The organism is Fusibacter sp. JL298sf-3, assembly GCF_053842995.1.
In genome coordinates, this window is the sequence record NZ_CM132608.1 from 3,666,354 (window position 1) to 3,682,458 (window position 16,105).

Annotated in this window: 9 protein-coding genes; 8 read left to right on the forward strand and 1 reads right to left on the reverse strand. The window is 54.7% G+C overall.

What is annotated here, in order from left to right; all coding sequences use genetic code 11:
• Positions 1-23: 23 nt before the first annotated feature.
• The gene (locus ACR6HW_RS17460; protein ID WP_455728954.1) at positions 24-1,634 is read left to right on the forward strand and encodes an ABC transporter substrate-binding protein; all 1,611 of its coding nucleotides are present in this window, start codon (positions 24-26) and stop codon (positions 1,632-1,634) included.
• Positions 1,635-1,656: 22 nt separating this feature from the next.
• Positions 1,657-2,619 (forward strand): helix-turn-helix domain-containing protein, encoded by a 963-nt coding sequence (locus ACR6HW_RS17465; protein WP_455728955.1) that lies wholly within the window; start codon positions 1,657-1,659, stop codon positions 2,617-2,619.
• Positions 2,620-2,710: 91 nt separating this feature from the next.
• Here ACR6HW_RS17465 and ACR6HW_RS17470 read toward each other — a convergent pair whose 3' ends face one another.
• Positions 2,711-3,094, reverse strand: coding sequence for a metal-dependent transcriptional regulator (locus ACR6HW_RS17470; protein ID WP_455728956.1), 384 nt, complete (start codon positions 3,092-3,094; stop codon positions 2,711-2,713).
• A gap of 286 nt (positions 3,095-3,380) precedes the next feature.
• On the opposite strand from ACR6HW_RS17470, the gene ACR6HW_RS17475 reads away from it, so the two are divergent.
• The 6 genes from ACR6HW_RS17475 to ACR6HW_RS17500 are packed head-to-tail and all read left to right on the forward strand — an operon-like array spanning position 3,381 to position 16,100.
• Positions 3,381-4,751: a salicylate synthase gene (locus ACR6HW_RS17475; RefSeq protein WP_455728957.1), complete on the forward strand. Its 1,371-nt coding sequence runs from the start codon at positions 3,381-3,383 to the stop codon at positions 4,749-4,751.
• Between the two features lie 18 nt (positions 4,752-4,769).
• Entirely contained in the window at positions 4,770-5,765 is a 996-nt protein-coding gene (gene aroF, locus ACR6HW_RS17480) for a 3-deoxy-7-phosphoheptulonate synthase (protein WP_455728958.1), read from the forward strand.
• Positions 5,766-5,825: 60 nt separating this feature from the next.
• Positions 5,826-6,566 carry a thioesterase II family protein gene (locus ACR6HW_RS17485; RefSeq protein ID WP_455728959.1) on the forward strand — a complete coding sequence of 247 codons (741 nt, stop codon included), beginning with the start codon at positions 5,826-5,828 and terminating at the stop codon, positions 6,564-6,566.
• Positions 6,559-7,260 carry a 4'-phosphopantetheinyl transferase family protein gene (locus ACR6HW_RS17490; RefSeq protein WP_455728960.1) on the forward strand — a complete coding sequence of 234 codons (702 nt, stop codon included), beginning with the start codon at positions 6,559-6,561 and terminating at the stop codon, positions 7,258-7,260. Before ACR6HW_RS17485 ends, ACR6HW_RS17490 begins: the two co-directional genes overlap by 8 nt.
• Positions 7,244-8,845, forward strand: a complete 1,602-nt coding sequence (locus ACR6HW_RS17495; RefSeq protein WP_455728961.1) for a (2,3-dihydroxybenzoyl)adenylate synthase — start codon at positions 7,244-7,246, stop codon at positions 8,843-8,845. The genes ACR6HW_RS17490 and ACR6HW_RS17495 overlap by 17 nt, the downstream gene beginning before the upstream one ends.
• Positions 8,820-16,100 (forward strand): amino acid adenylation domain-containing protein, encoded by a 7,281-nt coding sequence (locus ACR6HW_RS17500; protein ID WP_455728962.1) that lies wholly within the window; start codon positions 8,820-8,822, stop codon positions 16,098-16,100. Before ACR6HW_RS17495 ends, ACR6HW_RS17500 begins: the two co-directional genes overlap by 26 nt.
• The last annotated feature ends 5 nt before the right edge of the window (positions 16,101-16,105 follow it).

Consider the following 16,105-nt stretch of genomic DNA (forward strand, 5'->3'; position numbering starts at 1 on the left):
AAACGGGAAAGGAGACTGTTTGTATGAAGAAGCGCCTCGTTTTTAAAAGCGTAGCTTGCACAATGCGTCTAGTGGTGCTTTTGCTAGTGGTTGTCGCTTGTGGCAACGACTTTGAGCGCGAAAGCAGCACTTCTGCTGTAAGTGAGAAAACGCTCACAATTGCAGTTGGCGGCGAGTTGACGAATTTTTATCCGTTGAATATGAACGTGGAAAATGCCCCGCTCAACCGACAAGTCTATGAGTCCTTGCTTTATTACGACCGAGGTGAAATCAAACCGGGTCTCGTGCGCGAATGGTCTTTTGACGGTACGGGGACTGAACTGACCTTTAAGCTGCAAGAAGGCGTCACTTTCCACGACGGCATGCCCTTTAACGCAGAAACGTGTAAACAAAATCTCGAGTATTACAAAGAGGGCCCTAACGGCGGCTTTTTAAAGGGGTATACAGCTATTCAGTCCATTGATGTCATAGACGAATACACACTTGTCATCCATTATCCGACCCCTTACTACGCTTACCTGCTCAATTTTACGAAACCGGATGTCTACACCATGGTGTCGCCGGCGGTTATCGAAGCGGGGAACTACGATTCGATGAAGGCCGTCGTGGGGACGGGGCCTTATAAGTTTGACGAACGAGTGGAAGGCGCCTACACGCGCCTCGTGCGCAATGACGCCTATTGGGGCGATGCACCGCAGTTTGACGCTATTGTTGCCAAGTATATTCCCGAGAGTTCTTCACGATTACAAGCCCTTCAAACGGGTGAAGTCGACGCGATTTACGGTGAACTCTTCTTGTCTTGGGAAGATTACAGTCAGGCGCTCACACTGTCAGAGGTAAAAGGACAGGTATGCGAAGTCGGTTCGAGAACCCGGAATATGGTGCTCAACGCGTCTTCTGAAAAACTGAGTGATTTGAAAGTCCGTGAGGCGGTGGCTTATGCCGTGAATAAAGAGGCCCTCGCTATGGGGCTGACAGATGGGCATGAAGAAGTGGCAGACAGGCTCTTTCCCAAAGCAACGCCCTTTTGCGATGTTGAAATCGACCAACTGCGCACATACGATTTAGACAAAGCCAATACGCTACTGGATGAAGCGGGCTGGAGACGCAATCCCAGTACCGGTATTAGGGAAAAAGAGGGGGAGCCCCTTGAGTTCTCGATGATTTACGAGCTTGAAAATGCACTGAATGCGGACATTGCCACGGTGATAAAAAGTCAATTGGCTCAATGCGGCATCGATGTTCAGTTAAACGGTATGGAACAGATGCAGTGGTGGCAGGCGGCTGTAGAGGGGCGTTTCGATGGTTGCCTCTGGTACACGCCGGTGCCTCAGGAACCTTCGGGGCATTTTATCCCGATTTTAGACGAACAAGTGGCCGCTGCGGCATCGACACGCGGGCTGCCGGATGGCGATGCGTTTAGAGAAGCCATTCGCAAGACGACGGCGACAGACGATCCGAAAGTAATCCAAGCGTTGATGACGTACTTACTCAACTACAGCAACGACAACGTTATCGATATTCCGCTCACTTACTCTAAAGATATGATTGTGTACAGAAGTTCTTTTATTGAAGGCTATACTTTTTACGGTACGCCTCGATTTTTTGAAGCTTCTGGGTTAAAATTGAAATAAACGCATCAAAGGGAGTGATCGGATGTTCTTAGAAAAAAAGCACGACTTGGGTCCCGGAGTTCAATTGGCACACTGCGATGCCGCACACCGTGTTTACCGAATAACCGACGACAGCGGCGATGGGGCGATGACGTGTTACCCCATTGCCGACGGCGTCCTGGCGTTTTACAACGATTTTCATATGAAGGGGTGCTCGGCACACCTTAAGACGCCTGGAGAAATGCTCACCATCGACTACTGCCGAGAGGGGGTTATCGAATGGGAACTGGACAACCACAAATGTCTGTATCTGCAAGCGGGGGACGTGTACATCAACACCAACGGCCCCGTGTGCAGTGGGTTCCACTTTCCCTTGAACCACTACCATGGGGTAACGCTGGTTCTGGAACTGGATCGGCGCAAAGTGTTGTCCATTCCCGGTCTCGATACGGCTATTGACTTGAGTCGCATCAAAGAAAAGTATTGTCCCGATGGCACGCCGTTTTTAATGCGTGCAGACGAGAGCGCCATCGGGCGCGTACTTTCGGGATTCTATACCATGCCGAAGTCTCTGCGGACGACTTGTCTAAAACTGACTGCTGTGGAATTGCTCCTTTATTTAAGCGCGGCCGATGTGACGCCGGTTTCTGAGGAGCGGCCGTACTTTCATAAAGAACAGGTGGGGAAGGTAAAGGCGATTCAAAAACTGATTACCGGACAATTGGAGACGCATTACACCCTCGAAAAGCTTTCGGAGATGTTCGATATGCCGCTGACCAGTATGAAGCGCACTTTTAAAGGCGTCTATGGAAAGTCCATTGGGAGCTACCTGCGCGCCTACAGAATGAACACCGCCGCCGTACTGCTCAAGCAAACGGAAGACAGCGTCTCCGTCATCGCCGGGCGCATGGGGTACGACAACGCCAGCAAATTTGCAGCGGCGTTTCGCAGTGTGTTCGGCGTGACACCGGCTGTCTACCGCAAGAGCGACAACTACGACGTCTAATGGGCGACGGCTTGTGACTCTGACCGCAAAAAACGCCCTATGCATGGCATATGGCGTCTTTACATAACCCTTTGCAGCGCAGAGGCGGTGTCTAATCGTCTCCAAGTTGTAGGGCCTCAATATAGTGTTTGATTTTTTCAAAACTGTCTCCTGAGATGACGTGTTCGATTTTACACGCCTCGTCGTCGGCGACGGCCTCTTCAATGCCCGCTTTTATCAGGCAGTTTTTAAAAAATTCATGTTTTTCATAAGTTCTCAGTGCGATGATTTCGCCCTTGGCAGTTAGACTTATACCGCCCTGTGTGTCGATATCGATTAGCGCGTCTTCCTTCAGCCGCTTCATAGCGTTGCTCACGGAAGGCTTGCTGAGCTCGAGAAACTTAGCGATTTCTATAGCTTTAACGCTGTCGTTTTCCCTGCGCATTCTGTATATCGCTTCGAGGTAGTTTTCCGTGGCATCTACAATATTGTGCATCGTACAATCCCTTCTCATTTTTCATCGGTTAACCTGCGGTTGCGTCATCTGAGGAAGACCTCTGGTATCAACCGCTCAATGGAGACTTTGCCCTATTATACCACACAGTCGACGAATAGTTGACTAAATTTCAAAATTGTATTGGATATAATTGAATAAAAGTATTATAAAATAACTGTAACACAGGGACTATATGGTATTGTAAAACAAAAAACGCTGTGTTATAATCCGAGTTAGTTATAGCTAACTATTATTTTTTTAACCATAGGTTCTTAGGAGGTTGTGCATGAAACACGTATCTCATTTTTTAAAATCGACGCTGCCGACAGAGGGGCGTCGCGAGGTCATAAAATGGTCTCAGAAGACAGAACACTTACATGAAATCGGTGCAGAACTCTGTGCCTCAGGGGGATTTGACAGCTATGTGCTTTATGAAAACGGCGGCGAAATCGCTTTGGGACTGGGGTGTTGTGTGGCGGTAGACGTCTACGCCGACCGCATTGAACTCAAAGGGGGGACAGGTGAAACGACGGTGCCTGTGAAGGCGCTGACAGCCGACCTCGAATCGATTTTTAAAGCGTTTCCCAATGACGATTGGCGGGTTTTCGGTACAGCCAATTTCGCATTGTCGTACCATACCCACGGGGTTGTAGAGCACGGGGAGCCCCAGCGATTGATGCATCTCAGACTGCCCCTCGCAGAAGTGCGGCTGTCGCCCCATCAGGCGGCTGTAGCCGCGTATAACCCGCAGACCTTCCACCGGCTAAAGGCGCTTATTGAAGCGTACCGTCCGTACGATGCGGCCTTTTACGAAGGCCTCAACCGAGTCGGTGCCGTGGATTTAAACGGCGATAACGCCGAGAGCTACAAAGAAAAAGTGGCACAGGCGGTGGGGGAGATTCACCGAGACGTCTATCAAAAAGTGATTCTTTCGAGAAAACTGTGCCTCGACAAGCGTTTAGATATGCCTAAAAGTTACTTGTTGGGCAGACGTCACAACACGCCGGCACGTGCATACCTCGCCAGTATCGACGGTCTCGAAGTCCTCGGCTACAGCCCTGAAACCGTCGCCGAGGTCGACGCCGAGCGGTGGACGTATACGTTTCCACTGGCGGGCACGCGATCTATGGGCACCGATGCGGCAGAAATGAACGCGCTTCGGGCGGAACTGGTGAGAGACCCCAAGGAAATTGCGGAACACGCCGTTTCGGTAAAACTGGCTTTTGAAGAGTTAGAGGGCGTTTGTACGCCGGACTCGGTTTCAGTGGTGCGCTTTATGGACGTATTGGAACGGGGGACGGTGCAGCATTTGGCATCGCGCCTCAAAGGTGCCATTGCGCCGGCTAAAAACCAGTGGGATGCCTTTACGGCGCTCTTTCCGGCAGTTACCGCATCGGGGATTCCCAAGCGGTCGTGTCTCGAAGCCATCGCCGCTCTTGAAACAGACCCGAGGGAATTGTACAGTGGGAGCGTGCTCACCTATGACGCCAATGGCGTTTTAGACGCGGCATTGGTACTGCGTTCGGCTTATCAAAACGAAACGACGTCTTGGATAAGAGCAGGTGCCGGCATCGTCGCCTTATCCGATCCCGAACGCGAGTTGGAAGAAACCAAGGAGAAATTGAGCTGCGTGTCCCAATACCTCGTAGCCAAATGACGATAGGAGCGTATGCGTATGTTTTTTAAAATCAATCACGAAACCACATTAGACGCAGTTAACACGTATTTTGCTGAAATCAATATCCCGGTGACACATCGTCGATGCGACGAGGGCGCTATGGTTTATCTAGAAGAGGGGACATTTCCGCCTGACGCTGTTGCAGCTGTCGCCGAGAAATACGCACTGGAACCCGTACACGTCGAGCACGGCGTCTTGACGAGTAAAAAGTACCGAGAAAAGACGACGGTGTCCGTGGGGCGCTGTGTCATCGGTGGCGCGCATCCGGTTTTTATAGCGGGGCCCTGTGCCGTCGAGTCCGAAAGCCAGCTGATGACCACTGCCAAAGCGCTGAAGGCTTCAGGGGTGGACATCTTGCGCGGCGGTGCCTTTAAGCCGAGGACTTCGCCATACTCTTTCCAAGGGTTGGGACGCCGCGGCATCGAGTTGCTGTGCGAGGCTAAAAAAGCCTACGACATGCCGATTATTTCGGAGATTGTGGACATTAGGGACCTCGACTTGTTTTTAGACAGCGTCGACATCGTTCAAGTGGGGGCGCGCAATATGCAGAATATGGCGCTTTTAAAAGAACTCGGCCGGACGCAAAAGCCCATCTTTCTCAAACGGGGGATGTCGGCGACCATCAAAGAATGGTTGCTGTGTGCCGAGTACATTTTGCATCAGGGCAACGAAAACGTGATATTGTGCGAGCGCGGGATACGCACCTTTGAGCCGTACACGCGCAACACCATGGACATTTCTGCCATCGCCCTGTTGAAAACCCTATCCCATCTGCCGGTAATAGCCGACCCCAGCCACGCGACGGGGATACGGCAACTGATTGAGCCCATGACCTTGGCGTCACTAGCCGCAGGGGCAGACGGCGTGATGATTGAAGCACACTGTGACCCCGACAACGCCCTTAGCGACGGGGGACAGTCGATTCTACCGGAAGCCATGCAACACATTATCGAAGCATCGCACCATGTGAGCAATAAAATAACTATAGGTTGAGAATGATAATTACTACAGGCCATTCTTTAGAGAAGCGGCCTACGACATGTGAGGGAGCGTATGAACAACCGATATTTTGTAAGTACATACCCGCCGGAGCGCCAAAAGCGCGCGCAGCTGTTTTCGTTTCCATACGCCGGCGGCGGATGTGCGGTATTTAAAAAGTGGCAATCTTATTTTCAAGACATCGAAGTGCTGTCGGCACAGTATCCGGGGCGTGAAAATCGAATGGGTGAAGCGCCGATCGACTGTTTTGAAGTGTTGCTGGAAGAGACCTTTGACGCGCTGCAAGGCGCTGTGTGTGCGGACGTCCCCTATTACCTGTTCGGACACAGTCTCGGCACCAAACTGGCCTACGAACTGGCGCTGCTGGCGGAGAAGCGCGGCCTGAAACCGCCTGAGGGGTTAATTCTCTCAGCGGGTAAGGCCCCTTGTTATGGGGAAAATGCCCCTATTCACCACCTTGAAGAAGACGCGTTTGTCGATGCCATCGGGCGTTTTTCTGGAACGCCGAAAGAAATTTTAGAAAATCGCGATTTGATGCGGGTATTTTTGCCCATGCTCAGAGCGGATTTTACAGTGGATGAAACCTATGTGCGTCAAACGGTGGAGAAGTTGAACTGTCCGATTCTGGGGCTAATGGGTACAGAGGACACCGAACTGACCCTAGACGAACTCGTCAAATGGCAAGACTATTCCACAGGCGCCTTTGGATACAAAATGGTCAAAGGGGCGCACCTGTTTGTCAACACGCACTACGACGACGTCATCGCCCATATACAGGCGTTTATCCATGATTAGCGTCGTGGGGGTTGCGTCTATAGACGCCGTCTGCCCCACTGATGTATGGGAGCGGGTTTCAGAGGGGGCAGCAGTCGTCTTTAAAGCGCAGCCAGACGCCGCTTTTGCCCCGCTCACTTACCTCAGCGCCAAAGAAGTGCAGCAGTACGGCGCGTACCGCCGTCCTGAGGACAGGGCCAACTACTGTTGTGCCCACAGCATCGTCAACAAAGTCTTTGCCCATTGGCTCAACTGCGCCGTCGAGGCACTACCGCTGACGTTCGGCCCCCATAGGAAGCCACATATGGCCACGGGCACCGGCGTATCGTACAACCTCTCACACGGGGGTCGATGTGTTCTCGTGGCATTTTACAAAGGTGCCGTCGGGGTAGACGTCGAGTACGTCGACGCCGCCTTCGACTGCGACGCCGTGTCAAGTGAAGCCTTTACACCCGCTGAACAGAGGTGTTTCAAAGGCGATAGACAGGCGTTTTACCGCCTGTGGGTGGCCAAAGAAGCCTATTTGAAGTGCTTGGGCACTGGGCTCTACCGATCGATGACAGATGTCGAGGCCGCCGTGGAAACGGGGACCGGCATCGTACTGACCGATAAAGCAAGACGCCACTTTGCAGGCGTCAACGTGTTTTCACCTTATCCAAACTACATCGCAGCACTTTACCTAGAGGAGGAACAAACATATGAACACAGCCATTAAAGAACAACTGGAAACTTATTACGACGCCTGCGTTTGGGAGCCGCTCACTCTTGGCGCGGCACTGGAAAAGTGGAGCGTCGATTACAAAGATGCCGTCGCCGTAGTCGACGGCGATAGAATGTGGACCTATGAAGCCCTAAACCGCGAAGTCGACGCTTTGGCCGGCGGTTTCCGGTCGAAGGGCTACCAAAAGGGCGATAGAATCGTACTGCAGATGCCGACAAGTCAGGCTTTTGTTGCGGTTGCATTTGCCCTTTTTAAAATTGGCGTCGTGCCGGTAATGGCGTTGCCTGCGCACCGACACAACGAAATCGGCGGCATCCTTAAAAACTCAGGGGCTAAGGGCTATGTCATCGCCGACCGCTACTTGGGGTTTGACTACCGGCAAATGGCCAGAGAGATTTTGGCGCCTCTCGATTCTAAGCCCGCGGTAATTGTCGCAGGTGACGCCGAAGAGTTCGAGACGCTGGCAAGTTACAAAAGCGCCGCGCCGCTGTCAGATGCCGCCGCTGTGGATTATCGAGAAGTGGCGATGTTGTTGCTGTCCGGTGGCACCACAGGAGTGCCAAAACTGATTCCGAGGCGCCACACAGACTACCTCTACGTGGCGCGTAAGTCCGGTGAGCGCAGTGGGTTAAACGCAGAGAGCGTCTACCTCGTGGCACTGCCCGTCGCCCACAACTTCCCCCTAGGTTGTCCGGGCATCGTGGGCGCTTTCACCTTCGGCGGCAAAGTGGTCATGTGTTCCACCACCAGTCCAGACGAACTGTTGCCGCTTATTGAAGAAGAAGGGGTGACCCATACGGGAATGGTGCCTGCAGTGGCCAGCATGTGTCTGGAGTTTTTAGAGATGGACGACTACGATCTCTCGTCACTTGAAGTCCTTCAAATCGGCGGCTCGGTTCTCGACCCCGTCCTCGCTGAAAAAATAGCCCATGGGTTCGGCTGTACGCTCCAGCAGATTTTCGGCACTGCTGAAGGGTTGATTTGCTGTACGGCGCTAGACGACCCCGATGAGGTGCTCTACCATACGCAGGGCAAACCGATTTCGGAACACGACGACATCAAAATCGTCGATGGTGACGGTTCGGAGGTACCGGAAGGCGCCTATGGCGAGCTCCTCATTAGAGGGCCGTACACCATTTACGGCTACGAGGCTTCCGATGTGCCGTGTGTCAACGAGGCGTGGTACTACAAAACCGGCGACAAGGCGCGCCGCCGCCCCGACGGCAACTATCAAGTCGTAGGGCGATTGAAGGAGATGATCAACAGGGCCGGTGAAAAAATCATGCCGTCTGAACTGGAAGAACTTTTGATGCAACATCCGGCGATTGAAGAAGTACAAGTGGTTGGCGTCCCGGACACCGCGCTGGGCGAGCGCATCTGCGTCTTTGTTTTAGAAGGCGGAGAGATGCTCTCACTTTCAGAAGTGCGCCAGTATCTAATGGCGCAAGCCGTCGCGGCGTTTAAACTGCCTGACGAGGTGGTCTACATCCCTGTATGGCCGCTGACCAGCGTAGGTAAAATCGATAAAAAAGCGTTAAAGGGGAGGGTGACAGATGATCGATCAGAAGACGCAAGATGAAGCCATGGCTTTTGTTAAAAGCGAGTTGATGCACTTGTTGAAGTGCACGACACTGGACGAGGAAGCGCACTTAATTGAAGCGGGAATGAGCTCGATTATGGTCATGCGCCTCGCCAACAAGTTGAGAAAATTCGGCATTAAAATTGCCTTTGCAAAACTCATAGAAAATCCCACATTGTCGGGGTGGCGCGCTTGTGTGGCCGACGCCGAAATGAAAGGGGCTCCGAAAAAGCGCCCAACGGCACAGGCACCGGGTCCTTTTGAACTCACCGATGTGCAAATGGCTTACTGGGTCGGCCGAGGCGACGACCAACCGCTTGGCGGGGTGGGGTGTCACGCGTATTTAGAACTGGACGGTTCAGAGGTGGATCCCACGCGCCTAAAAGGCGCTTGGCAAAGGGTTCAGGCGCATCATCCCATGCTTAGAGCACGGTTTTTAGAGGGTGGCAAGCAAGAGATTATGCCCGCCCCTTACCGAGAGGACATCGACGTGTACGACTTTAGAACGGCCACACAAGAAGCGGTAAGGGCCTCGCTGGAGGCACTGCGCGAGCAGCTCTCCCACCGCAGACTCAAGGTGGAAGTGGGCGAGGTGGCCGGTGTGGCGCTGGCATTGCTGCCAAATGGCGCTACGCGTTTGTTCTTCGACGTCGACTTGCTCGTCGCCGACGTCATGAGCCTCAGCTTGTTGATTCAGGACTTGGCCAAGGCGTATCGCGGCGAATCCCTAGGGCCGGTGCAAACGACCACCTTCCGAACCGTGGTGGAAGCGGCTGCAAAGGAACCTGTGGACGACGCCGAAGCGTACTGGCGGGCCAAGTTGCCGAGCTTGCCGCACGAGGCGCCGGGGCTGCCCCTTAAAAGAGCACCGGAAGCCCTTGAGGCGACGCGGTTCAGCAGGCGGAAACACGTCGTATCCCCCGAAGCGTGGTCGGCCATCGGTCAAAAGGCGGCAGGTTACCGCGTGACGCCGTCTATGGTATTGCTTACGTGTTATGCTCTAGTGCTCGAACGTTGGTGCAATCAAGACACTTTGCTCATCAACATGCCGCTGTTCAATCGAGATGCAGACGACCCACAACTTCAGCACATGGTAGCGGATTTTACGAATCTCCTCCTCGTCGACTTCAAACGGGCGAGAGATGAGCGCTTTGTGGACACTGTGGCACGGGTACACAAAACTTTTCTGCAGAACGCCGCACACAGTGCGTATTCCGGCGTTCGCGTTCAGCGGGATTTGTTTAAAGCCATGGGCGCGTCGGGATTTGCCGCGCCGCTGGTCTTCGCCTGTAACATCGACTACCCGCTGGAGACGCCGGCGTCTGAAGCTGTGTTCGGCCCTATTGGCTACATGGTCTCTCAGACCCCTCAAGTGTGGCTGGATTTTCAGACCTATGTGAAAGACGGCGCACTGAGTCTCTGTTGGGATGCCGTCGACGCACTTTTCCCCGAGGGGCTTATTGACGACATGTTCGACGCACTGGTGACACTGGTGACGCAACTCGCCGTTTCCGACCACTGGGAGATCGTCTTCGACGTGTTGCCTGCGGCGCAAGCGGCCCGCCATGAGAAAGCGCTTGCAGACTGCTTGCCTTTGCGCACCCCTGAGGCACGTCTCCACGACGGCTTTGTCAAGTGTGCGTTGACCACCCCAGACGCTGTGGCGGTAACAGATGGCGTCACGGGTGAGACCATCACCTATGCCACTCTTTATCGCAAAGCGCTGGCCATTGCCGGCACTTTGGTCAAACGCGGCGTGTCGCGTGGACACTATGTCGGCGTGACACTTCCCAGAGGGGTTAAACAAGTGGAAGCCCTTCTCGGCGTCCTCTTTTCAGGAGCGGCCTATGTGCCCATTGGCACCGGACAACCTGCCGACAGACGGGCGAAAATCGTCGACCAAATCGGCATCGACTACGTGCTGACGGATTCGGCGACTTGTGACACCGTCGCCTTTAGTGCGAAACCGGTGCGCATAGACGCCCTTGACGGCGCGCCGCTGGAGGCCCCGGTGACCACACAGCCGGCGGATACCGCCTACGTCATTATGACGTCGGGGAGCACCGGCGTGCCCAAGGGCGTTGAGATGTGTCATAGTAGCGCTGTCAACACCTTAAACGACCTCAACGCCAAATATGGGGTCACCGAAAACGATGCCGTGCTCATGGTTTCTGCAATAGATTTCGACCTGTCGGTGTACGACCTCTTCGGCGTACTGGCTAAGGGCGGCAACGTCGTGCTCTTAACTGAAGAAACTTACAAAGACCCGAGACAATGGCTTAAGTGTATCGACCGCTACCGCATCACCCTGTGGAACTCGGTGCCGATTTTGTTCGATATGCTCGTCACCATGGCGGAAGGGGAAGAACGGTCACTGCCGCTGCGCGTCGTCATGCTCTCAGGGGATTGGATTGCCCTCGACTTGCCGGGCCGCTTTTACAAGCGGGCGCCTGAAGATGCCGTGGTGGTGGCCATGGGCGGTGCAACAGAAGCCGCCATTTGGTCCAATTATTTGGAAGTGCCGAAAGTCGTGCCGTCGCACTGGCCCTCAATCCCATACGGCTACCCACTGGACAACCAACTGTACCGCGTCGTGGACGATTTGGACAGACTGTGCCCGGACCTCGTGCCGGGCGAACTCTGGATTGGCGGCGTAGGCGTGGCCAAAGGTTATCGAGGCGACAGCGCCCTCAGCGCGAAAAAGTTTGTCACCGATGTCGTGCCTTGGTACAAAACCGGCGATATGGGACGATTTTGGCGAGATGGCATCCTCGAATTTCTGGGGCGGAAAGACAACCAAGTGAAAATCAAAGGGCACCGCATTGAACTGGGAGAAATCGAAGAGGCTCTTCAAGCTGTAGACGGTGTGAAGAGCGCCGTTGTAGAAGCCGTAGGCGCCGGTGCCGCCGACAAACGTCTGGTCGCCTATGTGGAAGTTCCCGGCGGCGTCTCCGCAAGAGCTGTGACACCGACTCCAATCCCCGCTTTACAAGGGGCGACAGACGCGTTTGAACGCGCAGTGGACACCGCGTGTTCGGCATTTCTGCTAGAGGTGTTCAGAGCACACGGCCTCTTTACAGACGCCGCTGTGTACGCGGAAGAAGCGGTGATGGCCAAGATGGCAGTTGCCGCTTCCAAAGTCCCGGTGGTGACACTTTGGCTGAAACGGCTCGTTGAACAAGGGGTGCTCCAGTGGCGTGACGGTTACCAACGGAACTCTGAGCCCGTCGGCGAGACGCATCCTGAAATTTCAAGTGTCCTCAAAAGGCTCAGACCGCATGTGTCTGAAATCCTGTGTGGGACGCGTCAAGCGGCGACGGTATTTTACGACGACACCCTGCAATTGACTCCTAGCGAGTTGATGCAACACTTGCCGGGGGCGGCAGAAAGGCGCCGTGCATTTGTCGCGCAGATTCAAGGGGTAATGCGGCAACTGGGACGGGGTGCCCGTGTGCTGGAACTGGGCACACGAGATGTGGCGTTAACTGCCGAACTCTCAGAAATAGCGGCGTCAGAGGGCATTGAGCACGTCTATGGCGATACGTCGGTGTATTTTGAGGCACCACTACAGACGCTGTCAAAACCGCCGCACTTTGAAGTGCTCGCACCGACATCAGCACCGGCAGCTCACAGACACCGATACGACTGTATTGTGGCAGTGGATTGTTTGCATCGCTCTATAAATCTCCATGAGGCGTTTAAAGGGCTCTCAGACTACCTGAAACCCGGTGGCTGTGTCATCGGCGGCGAGTGGCCCGACCGACCGCTGATCCAAGCGGCCACTGTGGCGTTGCTTGAAGACGGTTTTATCGGCATTGAAGACGGGCGAAAAGCTGAGGGACGGGTTATGCCGTCGCCGGAAGACCTCGAAGCGGCTTTGCGCTCGGCGGCGTTTCACCGCATCCAAATGGAAACGAGCAACGGCGTTCGCTTTTTCGCAGCACGTGGCGCCGCGGCGTCGCCGGTAACGGTGGCCACGTTGGAAGCGCAGGTGGCTCGTCAACTGCCGGTATACATGATGCCCGCTGCCTTTTACTTGATGGAGCGCTTTCCCATAACCGCCAACGGCAAGCTCGACCGCAAAGCGCTGTCGACTGTCTCGGCGAGAGCGGGGTCCAAACCAAAGACCCAAGAGGCGCTGACCCCGACAGAAGCACGTGTCAAGGCGCTGTGGGCCGCCGTCTTTAAAGTGGACGACATCGGCGCCGATGCCAATTATTTCGCCCTCGGCGGCGACTCCCTCGTGGCGACGCGACTTCTGTCGGCCATTGAAGAGACTTTTGGCGTCAAAATCGGCATCGGTGCTGTTTTTGAAAAGCCGGTTCTCCGGGACTTCGCCGCGGCTCTCGACGCGAAATGCGCTGAGGGCGCGCCTATAGAAGCGGCTGTAACTTTGAAGCGCGATGCGGCAAACGCCTACGAGCCGTTTCCGCTCACTGATGTTCAGTACGCCTATTGGATCGGCAGAAGCGGCCTCTACGAGTTGGGTGGGGTATCGACACACTGCTATTTTGAACTGGAAACAGAAGAGGTGCTCCCTGAAGTTTTGGAAGCCGCTTGGAACCGCTTGATTGCCCATCACGACATGATGCGCGCAGTTATTCTTCCCACCGGAACGCAAAAGATTTTAAAAGAGGTGCCGGCTTACAAAATAGCCCACACCGATTTAAGCGATTTGTCTGTAGCAGAGGCGGAAACAGCGCTAATGGCCATCCGCGATAAAATGTCACATCAGGTAATCGACGTGTCCACTTGGCCGATTTTCGATATAAAGTGGTCGCAGCTGTCCGGCGGAAAGGGGCGCCTGCACATCAGCTTTGACAACATCGTTTTCGACGGGTGGAGCATGTTCCACTTGTTGAAACAGTGGCAGACGGTTTACCTCGATTTCAAGACGCCTTTAAAAGTACCTGAAATCGGTTTCAGAGACTATGTCCTCGGCCTAGAGGCCCTCAAGCAGTCGGAAGCCTATGAGCGCCATCGCCTGTACTGGTGCAACCGACTGGACACGTTGCCGTCTGCGCCGAAACTGCCGGTGGAAGAAGTGACGGCAAAACAGACCTTTACAAGGCGTTCGGCCGCATTTACCCCTCGGGAGTGGCAGGCGCTTGTAGCCGGTGCAAAGGCGCATCAGCTGACGCCGGCGGCACTGCTGATTGCCGTGTATGCCGAAGCCTTGCGCGCCTACAGTTCAGACGAGGCCTTTACGCTGAATCTGACGCGGTTTGACAGAGTGCCCCTGCATCCCGATGTAGACGCACTTATAGGAGATTTTACGTCGTTGACCTTACTCGAGGCGACTCCCGGCGCCGCCGTCAGCCTTGCAGAGCGCGCCGCAAGACTTCAAAAGCAGTTGACTGAAGACCTCGAACACGCACTTTACAGTGCCGTTGAAGTACAGCGCGCATTGCGCAGGCGGTCAGAAGGCAGTGGCGCCGTTATGCCCATTGTGTTCACCAGCGGTTTGGGCATCGACCAGTGGACCGACGGCAAGTGGCCCGGCAAACTGGTGTACAACATCTCTCAAACCCCACAAGTGTGGATCGACTGCCAAGTGGTCGAGCAAAACAGCGGGCTCTTGGTGTCTTGGGACGCCGTGGACGCGTTGTTCCCAGAAGGGCTGGTGGAAGAGATGTTTCAGGCGATGATTGCGGCACTGAAAACCCTTGCAAACGCAGAGAGGGCACTGGATGCCCCTGCATCAGAACTCTTGCCGAAAGGGGCGCGTAAAGCAGCTGAACCGGTGCCTGAAACGGTAGAAACGCTTTCAGTTGACGTCGATGGGACGCGCTACTTGTTTGCAGAAGTGCAGGGCGACCCTTGCTGTGAATCCCTTGCGGCATCGTCCTCAGGGGAACATGGAGACAATGCCGCAGACGGGCTGTGTGCCGCTGTGATGGCGGCAGTTCTGAACATTGAGAGCGCGTCGACAGTTACCCGTGAGACACTCTTGGAACAACGGGGTATTTTGCCGGCTTACCACAGTCTCGTGGACAAATGGCTGACGCACTTGACGCGATGTGGCGTTTTAGAAGTGCAAGGCGCACGGTACGTGGCCACCGACAAAGACATCGCCAGTTGCAGCGTCCCTGAAGAACTTGTAGCGCAGTTGTTTGAAACAGTGCCGGCGGCTAAAGCACTGCTTACTGGGGCCAAGACAGCGGCGGAAGTTCTCGCCGACGGCAGCTTTAAAGTAACGCCTGAAGCGCTGGCCGTCTACGACGCCCATAGAGAGCCATTTGCAGAGGCGCTGACACAAGCCGTGGGTTCGGCGTTGGCGCATCAACCGACACCGGTCTGTCTCGAACTGGGGACGCGGCTCGGTGCCCCGACGGCTTCGTTGTTGCCCCTAGTGCCAAAGGGCGGTCGCTACGTCTACGCAGACGGCGCCGTCACCCATTTGGAAACGGCGACAAAACGCTTTGGTACCGCAGAGGCCTTTGAGACGCTGCTATTCGATTTGAGCAGCGAATCGGTGTTGACCGATGCCCTTGAGGCAACGGCAGATGTCGTCGTCTCAGAGAACGCCCTACACCGTGCGCGCGATCTCGACAGAACTTTAGACAATTTAAGCCGTTTGATAAAACCCGGTGGACAGTTGATTTTCAGGGAGTTCACCGAAGACAGCCCACTGCTGTACACCTCAGTAGCGCTTCTTGAAGAGGGCTACAGCCAGTTGGCCGACGCACGGCGCCAAACGGGGAACCCGCTGTTGCGTCTGGATCAGTGGCGCGCCGCATTGGCGCGAAACGGTTTCAAGGTGCTGCGCACCTACGCCCCGGAAGAGGCGGGGGCCGTCCTCGTGGTGGCACAGTGCACAGAAGCGTTTGCCCACAGGCGCAAGGCGTTAGAACGTACTTTAAAAGCACAGCACCCCGAGGTCATCGTCTTGAACCGATTGCCGCGCTGTGTAGAGGGCTCGGTAGATGTGGAGAGACTGCGCAATGCAGTGCCTAGACGCATTGCGACGACTCCGCCACAGACGGCATCGCCTGCACCGGAAACGCTTATGGCTCAAATAGAAAGCGTTTGGTGCGAAGTACTGGGCGGTGTACCGGTGGGTCGACAAGACAACTTTTTCAAAAGTGGTGGCGACTCTCTAAAAGCCGTCAAATTGATGAACGGTCTCAAACAGCGCCACGGCATCGACATGCAGTTAAACTGGCTCTTTGAAGCACCTACTATTGAGGCACTTGCGCGGCGAATGGCCGAGGTCTGTGCTGAAGACGCTACCACTGATGAAGGTGAACTGTAACGCTA

Coding starts and splice junctions, on each gene's coding strand:
- ACR6HW_RS17460 (WP_455728954.1), top strand. CDS start 24: ATGAAGAAGCGCCTCGTTTTTAAAAGCGTAGCTTGCACAATGCGTCTA.
- ACR6HW_RS17465 (WP_455728955.1), top strand. CDS start 1,657: ATGTTCTTAGAAAAAAAGCACGACTTGGGTCCCGGAGTTCAATTGGCA.
- ACR6HW_RS17470 (WP_455728956.1), bottom strand. CDS start 3,094: ATGCACAATATTGTAGATGCCACGGAAAACTACCTCGAAGCGATATAC.
- ACR6HW_RS17475 (WP_455728957.1), top strand. CDS start 3,381: ATGAAACACGTATCTCATTTTTTAAAATCGACGCTGCCGACAGAGGGG.
- aroF (WP_455728958.1), top strand. CDS start 4,770: ATGTTTTTTAAAATCAATCACGAAACCACATTAGACGCAGTTAACACG.
- ACR6HW_RS17485 (WP_455728959.1), top strand. CDS start 5,826: ATGAACAACCGATATTTTGTAAGTACATACCCGCCGGAGCGCCAAAAG.
- ACR6HW_RS17490 (WP_455728960.1), top strand. CDS start 6,559: ATGATTAGCGTCGTGGGGGTTGCGTCTATAGACGCCGTCTGCCCCACT.
- ACR6HW_RS17495 (WP_455728961.1), top strand. CDS start 7,244: ATGAACACAGCCATTAAAGAACAACTGGAAACTTATTACGACGCCTGC.
- ACR6HW_RS17500 (WP_455728962.1), top strand. CDS start 8,820: ATGATCGATCAGAAGACGCAAGATGAAGCCATGGCTTTTGTTAAAAGC.